Raw genomic sequence first — 22,929 nt, 5'->3', positions numbered from 1 at the left:
TCAAATACAATATAGCTCAAATTATTTCACGATGAGAGCAATCAGTTCTTCGGTGGAAAGCTTACCTGAAATATCGCTGCCTGCCAGCAATTGATCTGCCAGATCACGTTTATTCCGATGCAGGGAAATGATCTTTTCTTCAATTGTATCCTGCATCACAAGTCGGTAGATGGTCACAGGTTTTGTCTGCCCCATTCTGTAAGCACGATCTGAAGCTTGCTCTTCTATCGCCGGGTTCCACCATGGGTCCAGGTGAATGACATAATCTGCTGCGGTGAGGTTGAGTCCCAGCCCACCAGCTTTGAGACTAATGAGGAAGAGATCTGCGGTGCCACTCTGAAATTGTTTCACCCGTTCTTCCCTGTCAGGAATAGACGTTGCTCCATCCAGATAAAGGTAGGAAATCCCTTTGTCATCCAGTGCTCGTTTTACCAGTTCCAGGTGGCGTACAAACTGACTAAATACCAGCGCCCTGTGTTTATTGGAAATGAGTTCTTCCACAATTTCGAGACAGGTGGCCAGTTTGGAAGAAGGGATATTCACTTCCGTATGCAACATCTGTGGGTGGCAGGCTGCCATACGAAGTTTGCCTATTTCGGTCAGGGTATTCAGGTGTTGCTTGCTGTCGCTGACCCTATACTTACGGATGTTTTCAATAGCCTTGAGACGGATCGCTTCATAAAAAGCCCTTTCATCGTGAGATAAAGGGATAAGTTTGACGATCTCCGTTTTTTCCGGCAATTCATCCAGCACTGCGCCTTTTGTTCTGCGCAACATGTAAGGAGCGATCAGTTTTTTCAGGTGAACCTTGACGGTGCTATCTGGATTATATACAACTGGTGTGGTGAATTGTCTGGTAAAATGCTTGAGTGTACCCAACAGCCCTGGATTGATGAAATGGAAAAGACTCCATATCTCATTCAGGTTATTCTGGATAGGGGTACCCGTGAGTATTAACCGGAAATGTACTTGTAGTGCCATGGCAGCTTTTGCTGTTCTGGTCTGGTAGTTTTTGATGGCATGTGCTTCGTCCAGGATCACGGTATCCCACTCAATAGCAGTGAGTATTGCTCTCTCTGAGAGCAACAACCCATAGGTGATGATGACCACAGAGAAACCTCCTGCAGCAGCTAACAACTCTTTTCTGTCTCCTCCTGCATGCAGCACGACCACTCTTAAAGAGGGGGCAAAACGATTGATCTCATTGATCCAGTTAGGTAATACAGAGGCCGGGCATACGACTAAAGCAGGGCCTTCTGCTCCTCTGTGGAGCAATAAGGTGATAGCCTGAATGGTTTTCCCCAAACCCATATCATCTGCCAGACAAGCGCCGGCACCCAGATTCGCTAATCGTACCATCCAGCGGAAACCATCTTCCTGATAAGGACGCAGGGTTGCCTGCAAAGCTTCCGGAATAGCAGGCGTAACTGATATGATTTCTTTCCATCGCTGCTTTTGTGCTTTGAAAGCGGCATCCGTTTCCACGCTACCCGCATCTTCCAGCATCTCATCCAGCATATGGGCAGCCATAGGCTGGATTTTCAAAGACTCGTGGTCAGCGGTGGCAAAGCTGTTGATTTCCTGTAACTGTCGGTAGAGCTTTTTGGTGAGTGCCAGATAACTGCCATTCCTTAGTGGAATGAAACGGCTTCTATGTTGTACGGTATTATCCAGCAATTCTTTCAGCGACAGTACCATGTCTTCATCTACCTTCAGTTCTCCCTGACATTCGAGCCACTTACGGTTCGATTTTACTGTCAGTGTCATTCTACGGGTAGTGACAACCTTGCGGATGCGCAGTTTTTCACCTTCCGGCCATTCTGAAATAGCCAGTTCAGGGTTTTCGTGAATCACTTCAAGTAGTTGCAGGCAATCTCTGGGATCGGAGAAGATAATGTGATCATCTTCTATTTCCTGTGCCACTGCCTGTTGGATAAGTTCCAGTAAACGGGCATAGTTCGCTTTCTCCTCTTCCAGATCGCGGGTAGCCTGACAGCGTTCCCCATTCATCACACCTATAATGTGGGCTGCACCTTCTCCCGGTTTGCAATAGGGAGGGTCTGCACCAAAAGGTTTTACAAAGAAGGATGCCTTCAGTGCATCAGCAGTAGGTTGTAACTGAACTGTGATGCGGGTATCGCCTTTACGTTGCTGAATATTGAGGGAAGTACCTTCCAGATTGGCGTGTACGGTAATGTGTGCGCCTATTTGCTGTAAGGCGGTGAGCAATTGTTCTTTGCCATCGGCAGGTACGACGGGAATCTGTTGAATAGTTTGTAAGAGGGTACGTTGTTTAGGCGTCAACCTGAATACTTTCAGTCTTGTTTCAGATTCTCTGATGAAGATGATCTCTTTTGATAAATCGGTGGTGGGGAGGTTACTATCAAAAGTAAATCCCTTACCTGTTTTATTGACCAGCAGCTCTGGCTCTCCTTTTACGATATCTAACGAGATATCGGGATCATGGGCCATGAAGAGGTAAGGATGCCCGGCCATTTCCGGCCACACCCTGTCTTCAAACACATAATCGTCCGAGCCGTAAGTATAGAAACTTTGTTTGATCAGGCAGTCTCCTATTCGTACATCCTGTGGCGTCATACCGGGTATCACCCCTTCCCTGAACCTTTTCATGTCCACAGGTCGGCCTCTGCTCCACCCGGAGGTATCGTTAAAGGATTGGAGAATGACCTGGATCTCTTTGGTAGTGGGTTCTACAAGATAAGCAATACGTGTTGTCTGCTGTGGTTTTTCCGCTTGCTGTGCTTCCGGTATAGAGAGTAATTTCAACAGCCTTTCCCACTCCGCAGTTCTTTTCAGCTGGGAGAGCAATGGTTTTTTGCCGATGACGGATGCCGCTTCAAGGTAGGCATCTTCTTTCTTACGAAAGCCCTCATCTTTAAACAGGTAGAGGTATTCGTAAGTAAGGAACCGGTAGTGATTTTGAATGCCTTTATACAGTAATTGTGTGCTGAGATCTTTGTAGGTCTTCAGCAATTTACTGGCAGGCAGGTAGATCTGTAGGCAGATCAATGCCAGGTAACTGATCAGGTTTCCATGATTGCCCTGTAATAGGATCAGCAGCATGTTTTCTGCTTTTTCTTTTCTGCCCTGATGGAAATGGAGTAAACTGATAGCAGGGGTAATGTCTGCTCTCAGCTTCTTCTCGTAGAAGGTCACGATTTTCGTGATCAGGGGAAATGATCGGGAATCAGGGAGTAAGGTCAGGTTGAAGACGTATATAAAGGATAGTACCGGCGATAGCGGTACTATGTGTTTACGATCGGTTTTAGGTTGCTGTTTGATGCCTTGCTCAAATAAAAGAAACGCAGCATCCGGTTGTTGGTCATAGAGCGCAATCACTGCCTGTGAAAACGGATCGTCAGAAGGTTTCATAGCACCTTCCAACACATTCCAGTTAATAATCGGCGGGGCTGATGCCAGTATTGAAACCGGCGACAAATTTTGCAGTTGCAGATTGATGGCCGCCTGATAAATGACCTGAACACTATCAGTTTCAAACAGCTGCAATAAAGGCTTGTATTCCGGAAAGTACAGTAGATAGCAGAGATAAGGCAAATATTCATTGATCTCTCCGCTGATGCGCATCACCGGTGCTCTTAATAACGACTTCTCTCCTGTGAAGAATGCGATCAACAGTTGCTGTAGTTCCTGAATCCTCGCGTTGCTGCTATAAAACGAGTAGGGTTTTACCTGCTGAATTAATTGCAGGTATTGTGGCTGCCTTACTTTTTCCGGGAATAAAAAAAAGCTCATGGCCGGATCGAGTGAATAGTTGCCGGTCACATGTTTGACCACTATACCCGCTGCTATGAGCTCTTCCAATATGTCAGCAATTACATCCTGTGGTATATCAAGTAACTTTAGCACGGCATCTGAGAGCATGTATTTATCTACCGGGTAGATGTAAACGGCTAGTATGTCTATTACCAGTTGTGTTTCCTCGTTCCGTGAGTGATAAATATCCAGATAATGCGCGCTATCAACCATTGGTACAAATGTAGCAAAAGGCTACCATTCCCTGTGCGATGACATAACTGTTGTGGAATGTTTTGGGGTAAATAATTTTGGAGTTATCATTCTATCTTATGCTTCTTTCACAAATGACAACATATATTTTGCGATAGTTAAAAAAGATGCCAGGTCACTGGGTTTGGTGATATAATCCACCACTCCCAGTTCAATACTACGTGCTTTAAATACCGGACTACTTGAAGTACTCCATATGATCTTAGGAATTCCCAGATACCTCGACTGGTCATTTAGCTCCTCTACAATTTCAACCCCCGTTAGTTCCGGAATATTATAATCCAGGATCATTAACACAGGAAGCTCCTTGTCCTCTATACTTTCCAGATATTTAATGAATTTTCTGCCGTTAGGGATACACACCAGCTGCCAGGTAGGATCTATTTCACTAAATGCATTTTCTAATAATTCCTGATCATCAATATCATCTTCTGCTAACAGAATAAGCCGCTTCGAATGGCCTGAAAATTGCATCTTTTAGTAATGTTTAACGTTTCTGTAACGCTAAATTACCATTTCAAAGCATACAATGTATGATTACCTGGAACAAACCTTCTTTTGTTTTTAAATCATTGATTGGGCACGCATTAAAGATAATTTTTTAGCATATATAAGTATAAAGTCGCTAATACCTTCAGCATGAACACCCGGAAGAAGAATTCTGCCGCCACTCCCTTGCCTGCCACAAATGTGGAAATTGCTCCACAGTCTTCCCCAATGTCCAACCATGCGACCGATAGTGTCGTAGACGAACTGGATATGCGCCAGTTGTTACAGGTCCTTTCTGAAGTTAAGAATGGTAATTTCACTGTCCGGATGCCGGCAGATAATATTGGTTTAAGCGGTAAAATTTGTGATACCGTCAACGATATTATTGCCCTCAACGAAACATTGGTGGAAGAACTCATGCTGGCCCGGAATACGATCGGGAAAATGGGGAAACTGAATCACAGGGTACAAATGCCCCGCACTGCCAAAGGGTCGTGGAATATGGCAGAAGTATCTATCAATAACCTGATCTCTGATCTGGTACATCCTACCATCGAAATTGCCCATGTAATCAGCTCCGTGGCAAAAGGTAATCTCTCTCAGGAAATGCCCTTACAAATTGAGGATCACGTGCTGCAGGGGGAATTTGCCCGTATCGCCACTGAGGTAAATGGCATGGTGAAACAATTGAACCTCTTCACTCTCGAGGTAACGCGCGTAGCACGTGAGGTAGGTTCTGAAGGTAAACTGGGTGGTCAGGCGAAGGTAAAAGACGTAGCCGGTGTATGGAAAGACCTCACCGACTCTGTAAACCAGATGGCAGGTAACCTCACTGACCAGGTGCGAAATATCGCTGAAGTAACCACCGCTGTGGCGAAAGGTGACCTCTCTAAAAAAATCACTGTAGACGTACAAGGAGAAATTCTTGAACTGAAAGATACCATCAACACCATGGTGGACCAGCTGAACTCCTTCTCCTCCGAGGTGACCCGTGTGGCGCGTGAGGTAGGTACAGATGGTAAACTGGGTGGTCAGGCAGAAGTAAAAGGGGTAGCCGGTACATGGAAAGACCTCACTGACTCTGTAAACCAAATGGCTTCGAACCTGACAGGTCAGGTGCGAAACATTGCGGAAGTGACCACCGCTGTAGCGAGAGGTGACCTCTCCCGCAAAATTACCGTGGATGTAAAAGGAGAGATCCTTGAGTTGAAAAACACGATCAATACGATGGTGGACCAGCTGAACTCCTTCTCTGCCGAGGTAACGCGTGTGGCGCGTGAAGTAGGTTCTGAAGGTAAACTGGGTGGTCTGGCCACTGTGAAAGGCGTAGGTGGTGTATGGAAAGACCTGACCGAATCGGTAAACCAGATGGGTTCTAACCTGACAGCTCAGGTGCGAAATATTGCTGAAGTAACTACCGCCGTGGCGAAAGGTGACCTTTCCCGCAAGATTACGGTGGATGTAAAAGGAGAGATCCTTGAGTTGAAAAACACCATCAATACGATGGTGGATCAGCTGAACTCCTTCGCCTCTGAGGTAACGCGTGTGGCGCTGGAAGTAGGTACGGAAGGTAAACTGGGTGGTCAGGCAAAAGTACAGGGTGTGGGCGGTACATGGAAAGACCTTACCGACTCTGTAAACCAGATGGCTTCTAACCTGACCGGTCAGGTACGTAACATTGCCGAAGTAACGACTGCCGTGGCAAACGGTGACCTTTCCAAAAAGATCACGGTGGATGTGGCAGGAGAAATACTGGAACTGAAGAAGACCATCAACACGATGGTGGATCAGCTGAACTCCTTCGCCTCCGAGGTAACGCGTGTGGCGCTGGAAGTAGGTACGGAAGGTAAACTGGGTGGTCAGGCAAAAGTACAGGGTGTGGGTGGTACATGGAAAGACCTGACCGAATCAGTAAACCAGATGGGTTCTAACCTGACAGCACAGGTGCGAAACATCGCCGAAGTAACGACTGCCGTGGCAAAAGGAGACCTCTCCCGCAAAATCACGGTGGATGTAAAAGGAGAAATTCTTGAACTGAAAAATACCATCAACACGATGGTGGACCAGCTGAACGCCTTTGGTAGTGAGGTATTCAGGGTGGCGCGCGAAGTAGGTTCTGAAGGTAAACTGGGTGGTCAGGCAGACGTACCAGGTGTAGAAGGTTTGTGGAAAGATCTGACCGACTCTGTAAATATCATGGCCTCTAACCTGACCTCCCAGGTACGTAACATCGCGGAAGTAACGACTGCGGTGGCGAATGGAGACCTTTCCCGCAAAATTGAAGTAGATGTAAAAGGAGAGATCCTTGAACTGAAAAATACCATCAACACCATGGTGGAACAGCTGCGCGCCTTTGCCTCTGAGGTAACGCGTGTGGCACGTGAGGTAGGTACTGAAGGTAAACTGGGTGGTCAGGCAAATGTACCGGGTGTAGGTGGTACCTGGAAAGATCTGACCGATTCTGTAAACCAGATGGCGGGTAACCTTACGGCACAGGTACGTAACATCGCCGATGTGGCTATTGCCGTGGCAAATGGTGACATGAGCCGCAAAATCACGGTGGATGTACGCGGAGAAATTCTCCAGCTGAAAGAAACCCTCAATACGATGGTGGACCAGCTTCGTGCTTTTGCCTCTGAGGTAACGCGTGTGGCACGTGAGGTAGGTACTGATGGTAAACTGGGTGGTCAGGCATTCGTACCGGGGGTAGCTGGTACCTGGAAAGATCTGACCGATTCTGTAAACCAGATGACGGGTAACCTTACCTCGCAGGTGCGTAACATCGCCGAAGTAACGAAAGCCGTGGCTTCTGGTGACCTTACCAAAAAAGTAACGATCGATGTAAAAGGAGAGATCCTTGATCTGAAAAATACCATCAATACGATGGTGGACCAGCTGAACTCCTTCTCTGTAGAGGTAACGCGTGTGGCGCGTGAAGTGGGTACGGAAGGTAAACTGGGTGGTCAGGCAGAAGTACAGGGTGTGGGTGGTACCTGGAAGGATCTCACCGACTCTGTAAACATGATGGCCTCTAACCTTACCAACCAGGTACGAGGTATTGCCAAAGTAGTAACCGCCGTAGCAACGGGTAACCTGAAGCAAAAACTCTCCATCGTGTCGCGGGGTGAGGTAGCACAACTGACGGACACCATCAATGAAATGATCGATACCCTCGCTCTCTTTGCCGACCAGGTAACTACGGTTGCCCGCGAAGTAGGTGTGGAAGGGCGTTTGGGCGGTCAGGCAAGTGTGCCGGGTGCATCTGGTATCTGGAAAAACCTGACGGAAAACGTGAACCAGCTGGCAGAAAACCTCACTACGCAGGTACGTGCAATTTCTGCCGTAGCCTCTGCGGTAACGAAAGGTGACCTGACCCAGATGATCCGCGTAGAAGCGAAAGGCGAGGTGGAAGAACTGAAAGATACCATCAACCAGATGATCGCCAACCTGAAACAAACTACGCTTCGTAACCAGGAGCAGGACTGGCTAAAATCGAACCTTGCACAGTTCACACAGATGCTGCAAGGTCAGAAAGATCTCAATACCGTGACCCGCCGCATTCTCTCAGAACTCGCGCGGGTGGTACGTGCACAGAAAGGGATGTTCTACATACTGGAACAGGAAGAGAACCTGGAAAATCCAAAACTCAAACTGTTCGCTTCCTATGCATATGGCGAAGAAGAAAGCATCAGCCGCGAATTCTCACTGGGACAAGGTTTGGTAGGACAGGTAGCCCTCGACAAAGAACGAATCTTACTCACAAACGTACCTTCTAATTATATCAAGATCAGCTCTGGCCTTGGTGAAGCTGCGCCAATGAACCTGATCGTACTGCCGGTGCTCTTTGAAACAGAGATCAAGGCGGTGATAGAACTGGCCAGCTTCGATGCCTTTGGTGAAACACACCTTGACTTCCTCAGTCAGCTCACAGAATCTATTGGTATCGTATTGAACACCATCGAAGCCAACTCCCGTACAGAAGACCTGCTGGCGCAATCCCAGTCATTGGCAGATGAGTTGAGACGTACCAATGAAGAGCTGCAGGATAAAGCCCACCTGCTGGTAAAACAAAAGGACGAAGTGGAAGACAAGAACAAGGAGGTGGAAGAAGCCCGTCGCTCGCTGGAAGAAAAAGCAGAGCAGCTACAGCTGACTTCCAAATACAAATCAGAATTCCTGGCCAATATGTCGCATGAGCTGCGTACACCGCTGAACTCACTGCTCATTCTGGCCCAGCAATTATACGAAAACCATGATGGTAACCTGAATGAAAAACAGGTGCGCTACGCCAAGACCATTCATAGTTGTGGGGATGACCTGATCCAACTGATCAACGATATCCTCGATCTGTCTAAGATCGAATCCGGTTATATCTCTACCGACTTTATCAAAGTTCGCTTCAATGAGGTGATTGGATTTGTGGAAACGACCTTCAAGCATATCTCTGAAAGCAAGAATCTGCGTTTCAGAATAGAGATGGATGATCAGTTGCCACAAACACTGGAAACCGACGTACAGCGTCTGAACCAGATCCTGAAGAACCTGCTCTCCAATGCATTTAAGTTTACAGAAAAAGGGGAAGTCCGCCTCCGTATTTACGAAGCGCGTCACAACTGGAAACAACAAAATGACAGCCTGGAAAGTGCGACTAAAGTGGTGGCATTTGAAATCAGGGATACAGGTATCGGTATTTCCAAAGACAAACAAAATATCATCTTCGAAGCCTTCCAGCAGGCAGAGGGGTCTACCAGCCGTAAATATGGCGGTACCGGTCTGGGATTGAGTATCAGCCGTGGTCTGGCAGACCTGTTGGGTGGTTCAATTGAATTGATGAGTGAAGCTGGTAAGGGTAGCACCTTCACCCTCTTCCTGCCACTTGACTATAATCCATCCGTGATCAGAAAAGAGAAGCAAAGTAGTCTGACGGTGGGTGAATACACCTTGCCGCAGCCATATGAACCACCGATGATACCAAGTCGTACGGTGAGCGAAACCAAAGACCTGGAGGGTCTGAATGAGATTATCAATGAGATAGGCGACGACAGAACGCATATTATGGACACCGACAAGGTAGTACTGATCGTGGAAGATGATGTACGCTTTGCGAAGATCATGCAGGAAAAGGCGCATGAGATGGGGCTAAAAGTAGTGGTGGCCACCAGTTTTGGCGAAGTGTTCGACCTCACAAACAAGTTCAATCCAATCGCTGTGACACTGGATGTGAAGTTGCCGGATGCCAGCGGATGGAGGGTGCTTGACCTGTTTAAAAACGACATTAACCTGCGGCATATTCCTATCCACCTGATATCTGGTGAAGAAAACAGGTTGCTGGCCATGCACCGTGGGGCACGTAGCTTCAACCTGAAGCCATTAAAAACAGAAGCGCTGAATATTCTCTTCAGCAGTATCATCGATCAGCATGAGCGCAAGACGAAGAGAGTATTGGTGGTAGAAGACAATGAGCCGGATGCATCACAGATAGCCCGTATCCTGGACAATGGAGAGCTGATAGAAATGGAATTTGTAGATAATGGAAAATCGGCCCTTGATGCCATCAATCAAAATAATTATGATTGTATCATCGCAGATTATATGTTGCCGGATATAGATGGTGCAGACTTTGTGGCTGGATTAAATACCGTGAACAGGTACAATGCTACACCTGTCATTGTATATTCTGCGCGGGACTTTTCCAACAATGAAAAATCCAAACTGAAGCAATATGCCAATAAAATATTGCTAAAGGGCGTTAACTCATTGGATTTGTTGCTGGAAGAAACGATCATGCAGTTGCACCTGAACCACCAGGCATTATTACCTGAAAAGAAAAAGCTAATCGAAGATCTGCGTTCTCAGAAAGATGTGTTAATCCATAAGAATGTACTGGTAGTCGATGATGATGTACGTAACTTGTTTGCCCTGACTACAGCATTTGAGCGTTTCCATATCAATACTATTACGGCAGAAAGTGGGAAAGAGGCGATGAGTATTCTCAGCGAGAATAACCAGATCGACATTGTGCTGATGGATATCATGATGCCGGAAATGGATGGATATGAGACGATGCAGAAAATTCGCAGGGAACATAAGAACAGTGCATTGCCGATCATAGCAGTGACAGCGAAGGCGATGAAGGGGGATAGAGAGAAATGTCTGGAAGCCGGCGCATCTGATTATATCACAAAACCATTGAAGATAGATCAGCTGTTATCGTTGATGAGAGTGTGGTTATACCGTTAATGTAAATACTTTATATCGATAAATATATTAATTTATATTCATTCCGAAAAAATTGAATAGGTGCAGCACCACGATGTCATAAAAATATTAGTAGTTGATGACCGACCGGATAATCTTTTGTCAATAGAATCCATATTGGAAAGGGAAAGCTACATCATCGTCAAAGCAAACTCTGGAAGGGCTGCATTGAAGATCCTGCTTAAAGAATTTGATTTCTCCCTGATCCTGATGGATGTGCAGATGCCTGATATGAACGGTTTTGAAACAGCCACTTTCATTTATCAGCGTGAGAAGCTAAAAGATATTCCGATCATCTTCATCACTGCCCATAGTCACGAAGAAGAAGTGATCTTCAAAGGTTATAAGGCGGGTGCTGTCGATTTCATCTATAAGCCAATTAACCCGGAGTTGTTGCGTATCAAGGTAGGCCTGTTTGTAGAGTTGTATAGAAAGACACAATCACTCATCGCACAGGAACAAAAACTACTGAATGCCAATGCTTCCCTACAGAAGGAAATAGAGGAAAGAGAAGCTTCTGAGCTGAGAGTATTAGATCTGAACAAGCAATTGCTGCAAAACAATATTCACCTCAAAGCGGTGAATGCTGAACTGGATAGATTTGCTTATATCGCATCGCATGATTTGCAGGAGCCGCTCCGTAAGATCAGGGTGTTCGGCGATATGATCATTCAGAAAAAAAGCAGCAGCGAAGAAGTGAATAAGTATGTGATGAAAATCACGAACGCCACTATCCGCATGCAACAATTGGTCAGCGACTTACTCCGTTTCTCCCGTCATTCTATACAGGGTGGAGACTTTATTGACTCTGATCTGAATGAAATAGTGAAAGATGCATTGAACGAACTGGAGATAAAAATTCAGCAGAACAATGCGATTATTAAGATTGATCCATTACCGTCTATACATGTGATCCCAACCCTGATGCGGCAGCTGTTTTATAATTTAATCAGCAATGCGTTGAAGTTCAGGAAGAAAGATGTGACGCCGGAAGTACATATCTATGCGCAGAAAGAATCGCCGGAAGATGCGACGAATCACCTGTATAAGATCTATATCACAGATAATGGAATTGGTTTTGAGAGCCAGTATGCAGAAGATATCTTCATCGTGTTTAAGCGACTGCATAGTTACCATGAGATAGAAGGTACGGGTATTGGGTTGTCTATTTGTAAGAAGATCATGGAGCAGCATAATGGTTTTATTACTGCTTCAGGGGAATTGGAACAAGGAGCGACATTCGTAATAGGTATACCGGTAAAACAGAGAGAACCGCTGCCGCAGGCGCTATAAGCCCCCGCAGCAGCGGCTCCCGGCGGTTCAAAACCTTTTGCCGGAGGCAAAAGATTTTGAACCGCATTTTATTTTATAGTAAAACTACCATTCAATTTCACATCATCACTACTACCTCCTACCATCACACTAAACGTTCCTGGCTCCACTACCCACTTATTCTGCGCATTCAGCAATTGCAGATCTTCGGGATTCAGTTCAAAACTAATTTCCTTAGACTCCCCTGCCTTCAAATGCACGCGCTGGAAGCGTTTCAGCTGTTCATTCGCTGTCACCACAGAGCTATAATCATCTCTTACATACAGCTGTGCTACCTCATCTCCTTCTACCTTACCAGTATTCTTCACAATAAACTTTACCGCTACTTTCTTTCCATACACACTTACCTGCAGGTTCTCATAATCAAAAGTAGTGTAGCTCAAACCATATCCAAAGCTATATTGTGGCTTAAAAGTCATCTCAACATAATCATGTCTTGAAGCATTCTTATAGTTATAATACACCGGCAGCTGGCCTACAGATTTAGGAATAGACACTGGCAAACGTCCGGCAGGATTGTAATCGCCAAACAATACATCTGCTACCGCATGCCCACCTTCCTGACCAGGATACCATGCATTCAGAATAGCAGGTACATTGTCAGCAGCCCATGTGATATTCAAAGGACGGCCTTCAATTAATACCAGTACAATCGGTTTGCCGGTTGCAGCCAGGCTTTTCAGCAATTTATTCTGTAAACCCATCAGATCCAGACTCACCCTGTCATACCCTTCACCACTTTCCATATCACTCACAGCGTTTTCGCCTGATTTTACTTCAGCCGCACCCGTAGCCTGATAAGAAGTTTTGAAATCACGTGCACTGGAACCACCTAATACCAGCACGACTGCATCCGCACCCTTTGCAGCAGCAACCGCAGCAGCGATATTATCATTGGCAGTATCACGAATGGCACAACCTTTCACATAAGTCACATTGGTACCTGTTCCTAACTTCGCTTTAATACCCTCTAAAACGGTCACAATTTTCTCTTCCGGCTGCGGAGCGGTATAATCCCCCAACTGGTTGTAGATATTGTCTGCATTCGGCCCGATAACGGCTAAATTCTTAATTGACTTGCTCAGTGGCAGCAGGTTGTTTTCATTCTTCAATAAAACAATTGATTCCAGTGCTACCTTTTTAGACAGTGCAATATGCGCAGGAGTGGCTACTGCTTTATCAACAGCTGCCGGATCTACATATGGATTTTCGAACAGCCCCATTTTGAATTTCACGCGCAGCACATGTGCTGTTGCAGAATCAATGGTGGCCATTGTCGCCAGTTTATCCTTTACTGCTTTGATCAGTGCATCGCCATAGGCTGCACCGCCCAGGTCATTGTCCAGACCTGCATTGATGCTCATCGCTGCTGCCTGTTCTATATCAGCTGCTACACGATGGTTTGAATTCATACTTGGAATACCATGCAGATCGGAAACTGTATAGCCTTTGAATCCCCAGTCTTTCACCAGCACATCCTTCAGCAGGAAAGCATTGGCACTGCAAGGAATACCATCTATAGAGTTGTAAGATGCCATGATAGAGAGTGCACCTGCTTTGATCGCATCTCTGAACGGAGGCAGGTAGGACATATACAGTTCTCGCTGACCAGTAAGTGCAATACCACCATTGTGCCCACCTTCAGGAGAACCGTAGGCAGTAAAATGCTTCAGGGTAGAAATAATGTTTTTACCACTGTTGATATTGCTGCCCTGGAAACCTTTTACCATGGCAATACCCATCTGGCCAATCAGGTAGGGGTCTTCGCCATAAGTCTCTTCCAGGCGTGACCATCTTGGTTCACGCACCAGGTCCAATACAGGACCATAGCCAATGTGTGCACCCTGTACACGTGCTTCTACAGCAATAGCACTTGCCATTTCCTGTATCAGAGCAGGATCCCAGGTACTTGCCTGTCCGATAGAAGTAGAGAATACGGTGGTACCAATTGCCATATGCCCATGCGGACATTCTTCTGCCAGGATCAATGGAATACCCAGGCGGGTATTTTCCATCATATATTTCTGCATGGCATTGGTGGCTTCAGCACTCTGGCGAGGGCTCAGACCTGTTTCCAGGGTCTTTTGTGTCCATGGATCGGCTCTGAGCGTAGCCCAGAAACTACCGATATGTCTTTTGGATATCTCTTCTTTGAACGTTTCACTTATACCTACAGCATCACCTTTCTTTTCGTACATAGGCCAACCGAGCAGTGTATTCAGCTGCCCGACTTTTTCTTCCAGCGTCATCCGTTGCAGCAGATCTTTCACCCTTGCTTCAACCGGTGCTTTCGCATTTTTGTAGGTCTGTGCACCAGCCTGACCAACGGCCAGCAACAGTACCCCAAGCATGATAATTCGTTGTCTGATTTTCATCGTTACCTGTTAAATTTATTGACAATCATTCATTTAGATGAATTGCGAGTCCTAAAAATAACAAGTATAGGGGTTAGTTTTTAAATAATTTTTAAAGTGATTTTATCTTCTCCCAGAGTGATAAATTATTAACGGGCTTTGATCTTTTTTAGCTCCCGCATGCCATCTTCATTATTCGGATTGATCTGGATGGAACGCTCGTAGAGGGCAATAGCTTCGTTTCGTTTACCCGCCTTGTTCAGTGCTTCTCCATAACTATCGTAGGTATTGAAACTAAGTGGAAATAGCAGACAGTTGAGTTTAAAGATCTCCAGAGCTGCATCGATCCGGTAGTAATCATAAAGCTGCTCATACCCTGCCTTGTTCAGTTCCCACTCACTCAGATAGTAGTGAGCAGTGTCAGTTTTCAGCAGGGATAATTGTGTAGCAGCGGCATCAGCACCTTCTTTGACTAAGGTAGTTACATATATTCTGGCCAATGATTTTTTATTATCGATTTTTTTCGGTGGCTCATTGTTTAACATATGCAATGCATTGGTGACGATCGCACCAAAAGAAGGAGCCGCAGTGTTGTCAAAAGCAATGATCGTTTGGTTTTTATCGAGGTTGTGGTAGTAGAAAGTAGCGAGCCCGAATTTGAAACCACCATGCCCTGCTCCTTTGCCATAGCCGGGTTGATCAAATAATTCCCAGCCTAAGCCGTAAGAACCTGTACCGTCACCCTGCATGGTATCCATTACCTTTTCGCTGTAAATAGTTCCATTTTTCAATTTCACAGGTGTGAGCGCAAGTTGTACAGTAGCAGGACTGAGTAACTTATAACGAAAGAATGCTTTGTCAAATAATAACATGTCATTTACCGTCGTGATGATGTTGGATGCACCAATTGCTGCGTCATTGTTATAGTCTGTATACCGGTATCTTTTTAAATCACCTGTTCTTGAAAAGGTATCGATCGCAAAACTTTCATACGCATGTTTTGTGACCTGTGTGGGCAGTTTGTTTTGAGTAGGATCATAAACAAATGTTTCATACATGTGTGCGGGGTTAAAAATGTGTTTTGTTAAATAGGCATCAAATGGTTCATGACTGATCTGTTCTACCAGCAGACCTAATAATACAAATCCATTATTGCAATAGCGAAACGCTTCACCCGGTTTGAATGCAAGTGTTCTGTGTGCAGCCTTTAGCTGATCAATGAGTATATGACTGGTTACAATCGTATCAGGATATTGTTTGATCAATGGTTCAAACAACTCGATATCAGGTAAGCCGGAAGTGTGTGTGAGCAAGTGTCTGATCGTAATGTAGGGATATGGAAAGTCAGGGAAGTATTGCTGGAAAGAATCATCCAGGTTTAACTTCCCCTTTTCCATCAGCTGAAGAATGGCGGTAGCTGTAAATGTCTTTGATATAGAAGCAAGGTTAAATGGTGTTTCCAAAGTATTCGGCGTACGCGACGGCATATCGGCATAGCCATATGAAAGACTGTGAATGACTTTCCCTTTTTGGGCCATCAATATATTGCCATTGAGTAGCTGAAAGTCTTGCGCAGACAATGATAGACTGGAGCTGAGCAGGGTGGTTATTAAAATGGATTTCATGTCAGTACAATTTTGATAGGACAATATTAATCCAGCCAGATTGCACCAGATTTTAAATGTGATTAAACCACTTGAATGTGGGATAAAAAAGGGGAAGAGGATTTGGTGCCCTAATTAAAAGAGACCGTATCTGGATTATGATACGGCCTCTCAGGTTACAAGGATAGGGATAACAAAGGATGCAGGACCGGTTTATTCTTTAGGTAGTTGTTGATTATTCTTTTCACCTAATTGTTCCAGCAGCTTCAGACCCAGCAGTCCGCTAATAGGACCATTGTTGCCATCGCCACCACCACCGATCAGTATGTCAGGCATAATCTTAATATGCTGTTCACCGATCGCTTCCATCACTTTCAATTGTGTGAAGTTGTTACCACCCATAGCTTCCACCGCCAGCTTATAAGACTCAGCGCTTGATTTACCAATCGCCAGGATCTTTTCAGCTTCTGCATTACCTGTTAAGGATATTTTTTCAGCTTCTGCTCTTGCCGTTAATTCCGTTCTTTCAGCTTCTGCTTTTGCCAGCACTCTTACTTTTTCTGCTTCACCACTTGCCAGCAGTTTCATACGATCCGCTTCTGCATTGGCTTGCAGGCGTACACTGTTTGCATCACCTGTTGCTTTCTTTACAGAAGCATCTGCAATTCTTTCCGCAATCAATACGCCCTGATCTGCTTTAACGATATCTTTCTGTATCTCTGCGATAGCGGTTTCTTTTTCCAGTACCTGTCTGGTTTCCTGTGCACGCATCTGTGTTTCATAAGTCACCTTTTGTTCTTCAGCGATCTTACGATCCGTCAGTGTTTTCATCAGGCTTTCAGGAGGAACGATATCACCGATCAGTGTATCTACACCGAATACGTTGTATTGTTCCAACACACGGCCGATGTGCAGTTTCGCAGATTCCTGTCTTTCCTTACGGCTCTTCAGGAAGTCGATCACTTCAGCGTCCTGCGCAGAGTTACGGAAGTAGTTGCCGATGGTAGGTTCCAGTACCTGAGTGACCAGGTTACTCATGTTACCAAAGCGGGCAATTACCTTAGGTGCTTCGCTGGCAGGGATATGAATGATCTGTGCCACGTCGAGGTTGAATGTAAAACCATCCTTACTACGCACGGTAATGGTAGAGAGGTTTTTATCCAGCTGGTGGGCCTCACTGCGGGCACTCGCCCAGTTCAGTACCAGGTTGGTAGTAGGTACATATTCGACCTTCATGATGTAAGTATTGATAGGATACTTACCGGGGCCTAATGGTTCTGCCCATACACCTTTGTAGTTTTTACCTACAATGTTACCGTGTTTGAAATCGGTACCACTCAGGTCTTCACCTTCGTTACCTACATAAGAGATCACAACACCCACATGGCTGATAGGAATTTCAGTCATGGTACGCATCTCTACCTTTGCAAACCATGGGTTCATAAAGTAAGAACCAGAGAGGATCACCTGTTCCTGTAATCCTTTGTAGCCGCCCTTTTCAAGGAAAGCATCCGCATCCTGGAAGTTTCTGTGACCTTCTATAATCTTACCTGCGATCTGACCGTTTTCAATCGCCTTACCTTCCATTGTAGTGACAATACCCACCGCATTGTCAGGTACATTCACCATATCGGTGATTTCCACTTCAAAGATGAAGGTGTTGATACGATAAGAACCGGGTGTCATAATCGCCGTTTGACGACCTTTCTGACCACCACTTTTCAGGAACGTTTCTGCATTCTGGAAAGCATCGCAATCTACGCGGCGGGCCAGGATAGCGCCGGGTTGCAGCTCTGCACCATCTTTTGCTAATACGAGTCCGATCTTACCTGTAGGGATCACAGTGAAAGCCTGGAACTTAACATCGTACTGCCAGAACCATTTCCAGAAGTACACACCTGGGGCAAGTGTTTGGGCCTGAAAACCAGCTTCTCCGTTAGTGGCCAGAATGCGGCCTTCGGGGAGTTCCTGTTTACCCACCAGTACGAATTTTTTGGTGACTAGTCCTATTTTATCTTCGGGTACGATCACAAGGCCAAAGAATACGCGGAGAATGAAACGGTACAATACAAGGCATAGTACGGGGATGCCAAGCAGCATCAGCCACCTGATTACATCAGTTGTTTGCATAAAAGTTGTTGGTTTATGTATTTGAGTATATGAAATAGGAGTCCATGTCAGGTATGTCCCAATACCTGTGAATTTTGCGCGTGCGCACAGTCGTAATAGCTATAATGCTTTAATTAAAATACTGGTGGGGAAGTATTGAAAATTGTGAAGATTAGATAGTGCAGATTACGAAAATTGCAATTTGCGGGCTTGTTATACATTGTAAATATTATTACCATACAAAGGTTATAACTATTTTTTGAATTCCAAAAAAGTTTTAACAAATCATATACAACTGCAAATTATTGGAAAATAACTTTTTAAGAAAGGAGTGCCTGAAATTGTGAAGAGGGCATAAAAAAATATGTGTTTTTTGAAGGTAGTATGCCTCGAAAACATACCACTACCATCAAAAAATACGTTATTTTTAATGAGCACACTGCGAAAAAATATTTTTGAACAGTGGCCAGATAATATCCTAAACCTATGAAAACTTACATGTTCGTAATGCCTTTGTGCATGGCTTTCGCCTGCAAACAATCAGCTTATTTGCCGGAAGGCAGAAAAATCCCTTTAGGAGATAGTGTAGGTGTCATCACCATCCAATTGCCTTCGCAGTACGATACTGCATTTTCCTTTGTTCATTATGAAATGGGGAAAGACTACCTTATGTACCGCTATCAGCCTAAAACATTGCCTTTGAATAATAGTGACCGGCTCACTGTATATCTATCTATCGACAAGATACACGATACAGCAGCAGCTATTCACCAGTTATTTTCAAGGCATGAACAACTACTCATTGATACCACTATGAATATCAATGGTAATCAATTTTATATCTATGGGAGCAATTTCCAGCAGGACTCTTTCTACTTGCAGACAGTGGAGGCATCCACGGTGAGAAAAGGACGTACACTGACACTTTTGTTCGAAAAGCGTTCCCCCGATGCAGATACCTCTTTCATTGAGAGTTCCAGAAATGCCCTGCTGGCAATGCGTATTGACTAAAGATCTAACCAGGCAGCAATTGCCAGTGTCTTTAATTGTGGTATATCGTAGGCCGTTGCATGCCTGTATACTAAACTGTTGGACATGGATTGAAGCTGGGCAAATTCAACGTCATTACCGCATGATCTAATTCTGCCCGCATTTGTGCGATGTATTCGTTGCTTTCCTTCTTCAATTGCTCTGCCAGTTGTTTGTAGTATTCAATGCCACTCAGCAGGTTCTTCTTGAATGTTTGTAATGATTTTACCTGCTGCGCTGTCAATGAACTGCTTGTTGCTAATTTCTTTTTGAAATAATCCATATAAAGATGCAGCTCATTGATAAACATATTCGGACGGTAAATTTTATTCAGCAAATTCACCCTGCCGTATATATGATTTACCATTTCTGTCAGCGAGAAGATGCCTGAAAAATACGCCAGGTTAGGTCCAGGGCATATCGTCACTGCATTCAGGTTATGTGATAATGGTAATCCGTTATTGATCAGTACAGAACTTGTCAAACCTTCACAGAGACAGTCTTTTACCACTATCTTTTCAAACGCTTCTTTGTATTCCTCACCACTCAGGTTCTGTGCTTCCAGTTCTTTGAGTTTCAGGTTTTGAAATTCTCTGGATGCGGTACAGATAGGATTCTTAGTAAAAGTCGTATCTGTCACCAGGAATTTTTTATAGCAAGGGCTACCCGGTCTTTTTTTCTCAATCCTGGTTTCCAGTTGCTTTTCAGCCGAAGTTCTGCGGAGGTTGTTGAAAGGCACACCCAGTGGAGATGCATCACTTACATAGTAGTCTTCTTTCTGGGCAGTAGCCAGTAGTTGAAGCGTTTCAGTATCTACGTTCGTTGCTTCCGGTACTAACAGGAATGGGCTGCCCCAACCTGTAGCATCCATGGAATAATATTCTAAAAGGAACTCCTGTTCATTGGCAGTACCAATACCACCCTGCACGGTGATCAGTTGTGGAGGCTGTACGGGATAGTGTTTTGCATTGCTGCACAACGCAAATAGCTCAGCAGCTAAATCAGCTCTCTTGGTTCTGAACTCTTCCAGAATAGGTCCGAGTAGTAAACCGTCGGTGGCAAAAGCGTGTCCGCCACAGTTCAACCCTGACTCAATTCTGAATTCAGAGATCCAAACGCCTTTCTTGGCAAACAGTTTACCTTGTATGAGTGCAGAGCGATAGTCGCTCACTTTCAGAATGATCTTTTTCTTCAGCTGCCCATTTTCGTCAGGCAGGAAATCTGCCAGCTGCTCTACATAGTTGTATAGGCGTGGATTATAGCCTGCAGACAATACGACAGAGCTGCTCAGTTTACTATCGGCAAAACCCCTCAATGCAGCAATTGCATCAGAATATTTTTCTGGCAACAAATCACCATTCGCATCTGTACGCAAATTATCAACCTTACACATGATGTTCACATCAATCGCACCTGCTACCAGCTGACTACGCAGGTAATCCTGGTCTACAGGCTCACCATCCAGCATTTTTAGGTACAGTTGTTTTACGGGAACATCGTCTGGAAGTAGTTCGAAATATTTACTCAGTTCGTTATCTTCAAAGAAAGGCAATTCGCGTAAAATGGTCATCTGGCGTTCCACCATTTCGTGGATCAGGTCAAGGTAACCTGTTATTCTTCTGGCTCTGTGGTCTTCTGCGCGCTCGCTGATAGGTTCGTAAGGATGGTCTAAAAGTTTTGAATAATGTGCCCGCATACTCTCTATCACAACATCGTCGGTGATCGATATAACTGACGAGATCCCGAATCTCGCCACTTTGGCTGGCGTGTCTATGGTATACCCCAGACCGAGTACTGGGATATGGAAGTGGTGCAACGTCGTAGTGTTCATTAGGTAAAGTTCACCAGATATTCGTTTTAGATTCCTGACCGTGAGCAGTCTTGTTACTGATGTAGCTCAGCCTTTTCTACTGATTTTATGCAGGTTTTTTAGGTGTTGCCACTTAGATCTTTTTTCTATTGATGACCTCCCAAAATGCTTCGTTGTACTTGTCACTTATCGGGATGCGCTTATCCCCTATGTAAACGTGGTTATCCTGAATTTGCTGCAGGTGATCCAGGTTAATAATAAACGAGTGATGAATGCGGAGGAAGGGCAGCGCCAGCATCTCTTCAATTTCCTTGAGCCGGCGGTAGAGGAGGATGTTTTCTTTTTCCAGCACCAGTTTTACATATTCTTTCTCACTTTCGGCATAGAGGATGTCGTGAATAGGCACTTTTTTGATGGTTTTGCCGGTTTTGGCAAAGAAATACCCGTTATCCACGACACTTTTCCCGTTCTCAAAGGCGGCTTCGATCTTTTTTTGAGCGTCGAGGAACCTTTTCAGGGTGATGGGCTTTAGTAAATAGTCGATGGCAGAGTAGTTGTAACTGTCTGCCGCAAATTCGGAGTAAGCGGTGGTAAATACGATCTTGATACCAGCGGGCAGTAATGCCGCCAGTGACATGCCATCCAGCAGGGGCATGTTGATATCCAGGAAGATGAGATCTGTTTTATGCTGTTTTACCGCCTGCAGGGCTTCCAGTCCGTTAAAACATTTGGCCACAATCTGCCAGTCGGTGGTTTGGCAAATGAGGACTTCCAGCAGACTGACGGCATTGGGCTCGTCGTCGGTGATGATGCAGTTCAGTTTCATATAAGTGGGATTTTTAAGGAGGCGGTGTAGGTACCATCTTTGGATCCACATACCAGTTGGGCTTTATGGCCATACAGAATATCCAGCCTGTGTGTCAGGTTTTTTAACCCCAGACCGGCTTTGACAGCGCTTTGATAATCAGGGATGTGGTTGACGGCTTCAAACAGCAGGTGTTCACTGTTAGTGGTCAGGGAGATACTGATTTTGTTTTCATTGGCACATTTGTCAATTCCATGTTTGAAAATATTCTCGACAAAGGTGATGAGGAGCATGGGAGGGATCATCAGTTGTCCGTCGTATTCCATATTAAAGTCGAGTTGAATGTCGTGACGCACCCGGATCCGTTCCAGACCGATGTAGTTTTCGATGAACCGGACTTCCGTTTCCAGCATCACTTTTTCCCGGGGACTTTCTTCCATAAAGTAGCGCATCATTTCTGCCAGTTTTTCAATGAGCAGGGCGGTGCGGGGAGCTTCAAGGTAAGCTTCGTAATAAATATTGTTTAGGGTATTGAAGAGAAAGTGTGGTTGTACTTTGGATTTCAGGAGGTTCAGTTCTGCCTGACTCTTTTCAAGTAGCAACGAGGCAGTTTGCTTGCGGAGTTTAAAGTAGGCCATGGTCATTCTGATGGGAAAGCCCATAAAGTATACGATGGTCATACCCATGACAGAGCTCACGATCATGTCCGGGCTAAATTTTTCTTCCGGTTTTTCGGTAAAGTAATAATTGTAAAAATACCAACTTCCATAGGATCGGATAGTACCTATTACCAGGATGAAAAAGATGACAGCGAATACGTACAGCGGTTTTTTGCCCTGTTTATACAAATGTGGTTGTAGCACCAGCATGTCTGTATAGATCACGATGGCGTAAAAGCTGGTATAGTAAAGGGAGAAAAAAGTCGCATGTTGCCATGTATTCATGGACAGCAGCGAGGTAAACAGGAAAATGCAGATGAGGCCCCAGCCCAGCCACTGCAATTGCCGCAGGTTGAAATTGAAAATAACTCGTTCCACATAATAAAAATACCAAATCCTGCTCTTTTGCCTCGCTCAATTCAACCATCCGGGT

General features: G+C 45.1%; 11 protein-coding genes. 3 read left to right on the top strand and 8 right to left on the bottom strand.

Annotated features, from left to right (window positions below; translation table 11 throughout):
• Positions 1–21: 21 nt before the first annotated feature.
• Entirely contained in the window at positions 22–4,008 is a 3,987-nt protein-coding gene (locus tag QQL36_RS06225; RefSeq protein ID WP_321569313.1) for a DEAD/DEAH box helicase, read from the bottom strand.
• Positions 4,009–4,104: 96 nt separating this feature from the next.
• Positions 4,105–4,521 (bottom strand): response regulator, encoded by a 417-nt coding sequence (locus tag QQL36_RS06220; RefSeq protein ID WP_083722250.1) that lies wholly within the window; start codon positions 4,519–4,521, stop codon positions 4,105–4,107.
• Between the two features lie 165 nt (positions 4,522–4,686).
• On the opposite strand from QQL36_RS06220, the gene QQL36_RS06215 reads away from it, so the two are divergent.
• Both QQL36_RS06215 and QQL36_RS06210 read left to right on the top strand, forming a co-directional pair.
• Positions 4,687–10,776: a HAMP domain-containing protein gene (locus QQL36_RS06215; RefSeq protein ID WP_179091058.1), complete on the top strand. Its 6,090-nt coding sequence runs from the start codon at positions 4,687–4,689 to the stop codon at positions 10,774–10,776.
• A gap of 60 nt (positions 10,777–10,836) precedes the next feature.
• A complete protein-coding gene (locus QQL36_RS06210; protein WP_321569312.1) occupies positions 10,837–12,087 on the top strand; it encodes a sensor histidine kinase in 1,251 nt (416 codons plus the stop codon).
• Positions 12,088–12,155: 68 nt separating this feature from the next.
• On the opposite strand, the gene QQL36_RS06205 is transcribed toward QQL36_RS06210, so the two are convergent.
• The 3 genes from QQL36_RS06205 to QQL36_RS06195 all read right to left on the bottom strand — a co-directional run bounded on the left by QQL36_RS06205 (position 12,156) and on the right by QQL36_RS06195 (position 18,214).
• On the bottom strand, positions 12,156–14,501 hold the full coding sequence (locus tag QQL36_RS06205) for a glycoside hydrolase family 3 C-terminal domain-containing protein (RefSeq protein ID WP_321569311.1): 2,346 nt from the start codon (positions 14,499–14,501) through the stop codon (positions 12,156–12,158).
• A gap of 128 nt (positions 14,502–14,629) precedes the next feature.
• Positions 14,630–16,105: a serine hydrolase gene (locus tag QQL36_RS06200; protein ID WP_321569310.1), complete on the bottom strand. Its 1,476-nt coding sequence runs from the start codon at positions 16,103–16,105 to the stop codon at positions 14,630–14,632.
• Positions 16,106–16,297: 192 nt separating this feature from the next.
• Positions 16,298–18,214 (bottom strand): SPFH domain-containing protein, encoded by a 1,917-nt coding sequence (locus QQL36_RS06195; protein WP_083722254.1) that lies wholly within the window; start codon positions 18,212–18,214, stop codon positions 16,298–16,300.
• 465 nt (positions 18,215–18,679) lie between these two features.
• Here QQL36_RS06195 and QQL36_RS06190 point away from each other — a divergent pair, with 465 nt between their 5' ends.
• Positions 18,680–19,204: a hypothetical protein gene (locus QQL36_RS06190; RefSeq protein ID WP_321569309.1), complete on the top strand. Its 525-nt coding sequence runs from the start codon at positions 18,680–18,682 to the stop codon at positions 19,202–19,204.
• 70 nt (positions 19,205–19,274) lie between these two features.
• Here the strand turns inward: QQL36_RS06190 and QQL36_RS06185 are convergent, their stop codons facing one another.
• The 3 genes from QQL36_RS06185 to QQL36_RS06175 all read right to left on the bottom strand — a co-directional run bounded on the left by QQL36_RS06185 (position 19,275) and on the right by QQL36_RS06175 (position 22,874).
• Complete coding sequence (locus QQL36_RS06185; RefSeq protein WP_083722256.1) at positions 19,275–21,053, bottom strand: hypothetical protein; 1,779 nt, start codon at positions 21,051–21,053, stop codon at positions 19,275–19,277.
• A gap of 112 nt (positions 21,054–21,165) precedes the next feature.
• Complete coding sequence (locus QQL36_RS06180) at positions 21,166–21,858, bottom strand: LytTR family DNA-binding domain-containing protein (protein ID WP_321569308.1); 693 nt, start codon at positions 21,856–21,858, stop codon at positions 21,166–21,168.
• A complete protein-coding gene (locus tag QQL36_RS06175) occupies positions 21,855–22,874 on the bottom strand; it encodes a sensor histidine kinase (protein ID WP_143708799.1) in 1,020 nt (339 codons plus the stop codon). The genes QQL36_RS06180 and QQL36_RS06175 overlap by 4 nt, the downstream gene beginning before the upstream one ends.
• Positions 22,875–22,929 lie beyond the last annotated feature (55 nt).

This window comes from Chitinophaga sp. LS1, assembly GCF_034274695.1.
GTDB lineage: Bacteria > Bacteroidota > Bacteroidia > Chitinophagales > Chitinophagaceae > Chitinophaga.
This window is presented reverse-complemented; position numbering and strand designations above follow the sequence as displayed.

Bases quoted from the DNA above. Each gene is read 5' to 3' on its own strand.
- QQL36_RS06225 (WP_321569313.1), bottom strand. From the start codon at position 4,008: ATGGTTGATAGCGCGCATTATCTGGATATTTATCACTCACGGAACGAG.
- QQL36_RS06220 (WP_083722250.1), bottom strand. From the start codon at position 4,521: ATGCAATTTTCAGGCCATTCGAAGCGGCTTATTCTGTTAGCAGAAGAT.
- QQL36_RS06215 (WP_179091058.1), top strand. From the start codon at position 4,687: ATGAACACCCGGAAGAAGAATTCTGCCGCCACTCCCTTGCCTGCCACA.
- QQL36_RS06205 (WP_321569311.1), bottom strand. From the start codon at position 14,501: ATGAAAATCAGACAACGAATTATCATGCTTGGGGTACTGTTGCTGGCC.
- QQL36_RS06200 (WP_321569310.1), bottom strand. From the start codon at position 16,105: ATGAAATCCATTTTAATAACCACCCTGCTCAGCTCCAGTCTATCATTG.
- QQL36_RS06195 (WP_083722254.1), bottom strand. From the start codon at position 18,214: ATGCAAACAACTGATGTAATCAGGTGGCTGATGCTGCTTGGCATCCCC.
- QQL36_RS06190 (WP_321569309.1), top strand. From the start codon at position 18,680: ATGAAAACTTACATGTTCGTAATGCCTTTGTGCATGGCTTTCGCCTGC.
- QQL36_RS06185 (WP_083722256.1), bottom strand. From the start codon at position 21,053: ATGAACACTACGACGTTGCACCACTTCCATATCCCAGTACTCGGTCTG.
- QQL36_RS06180 (WP_321569308.1), bottom strand. From the start codon at position 21,858: ATGAAACTGAACTGCATCATCACCGACGACGAGCCCAATGCCGTCAGT.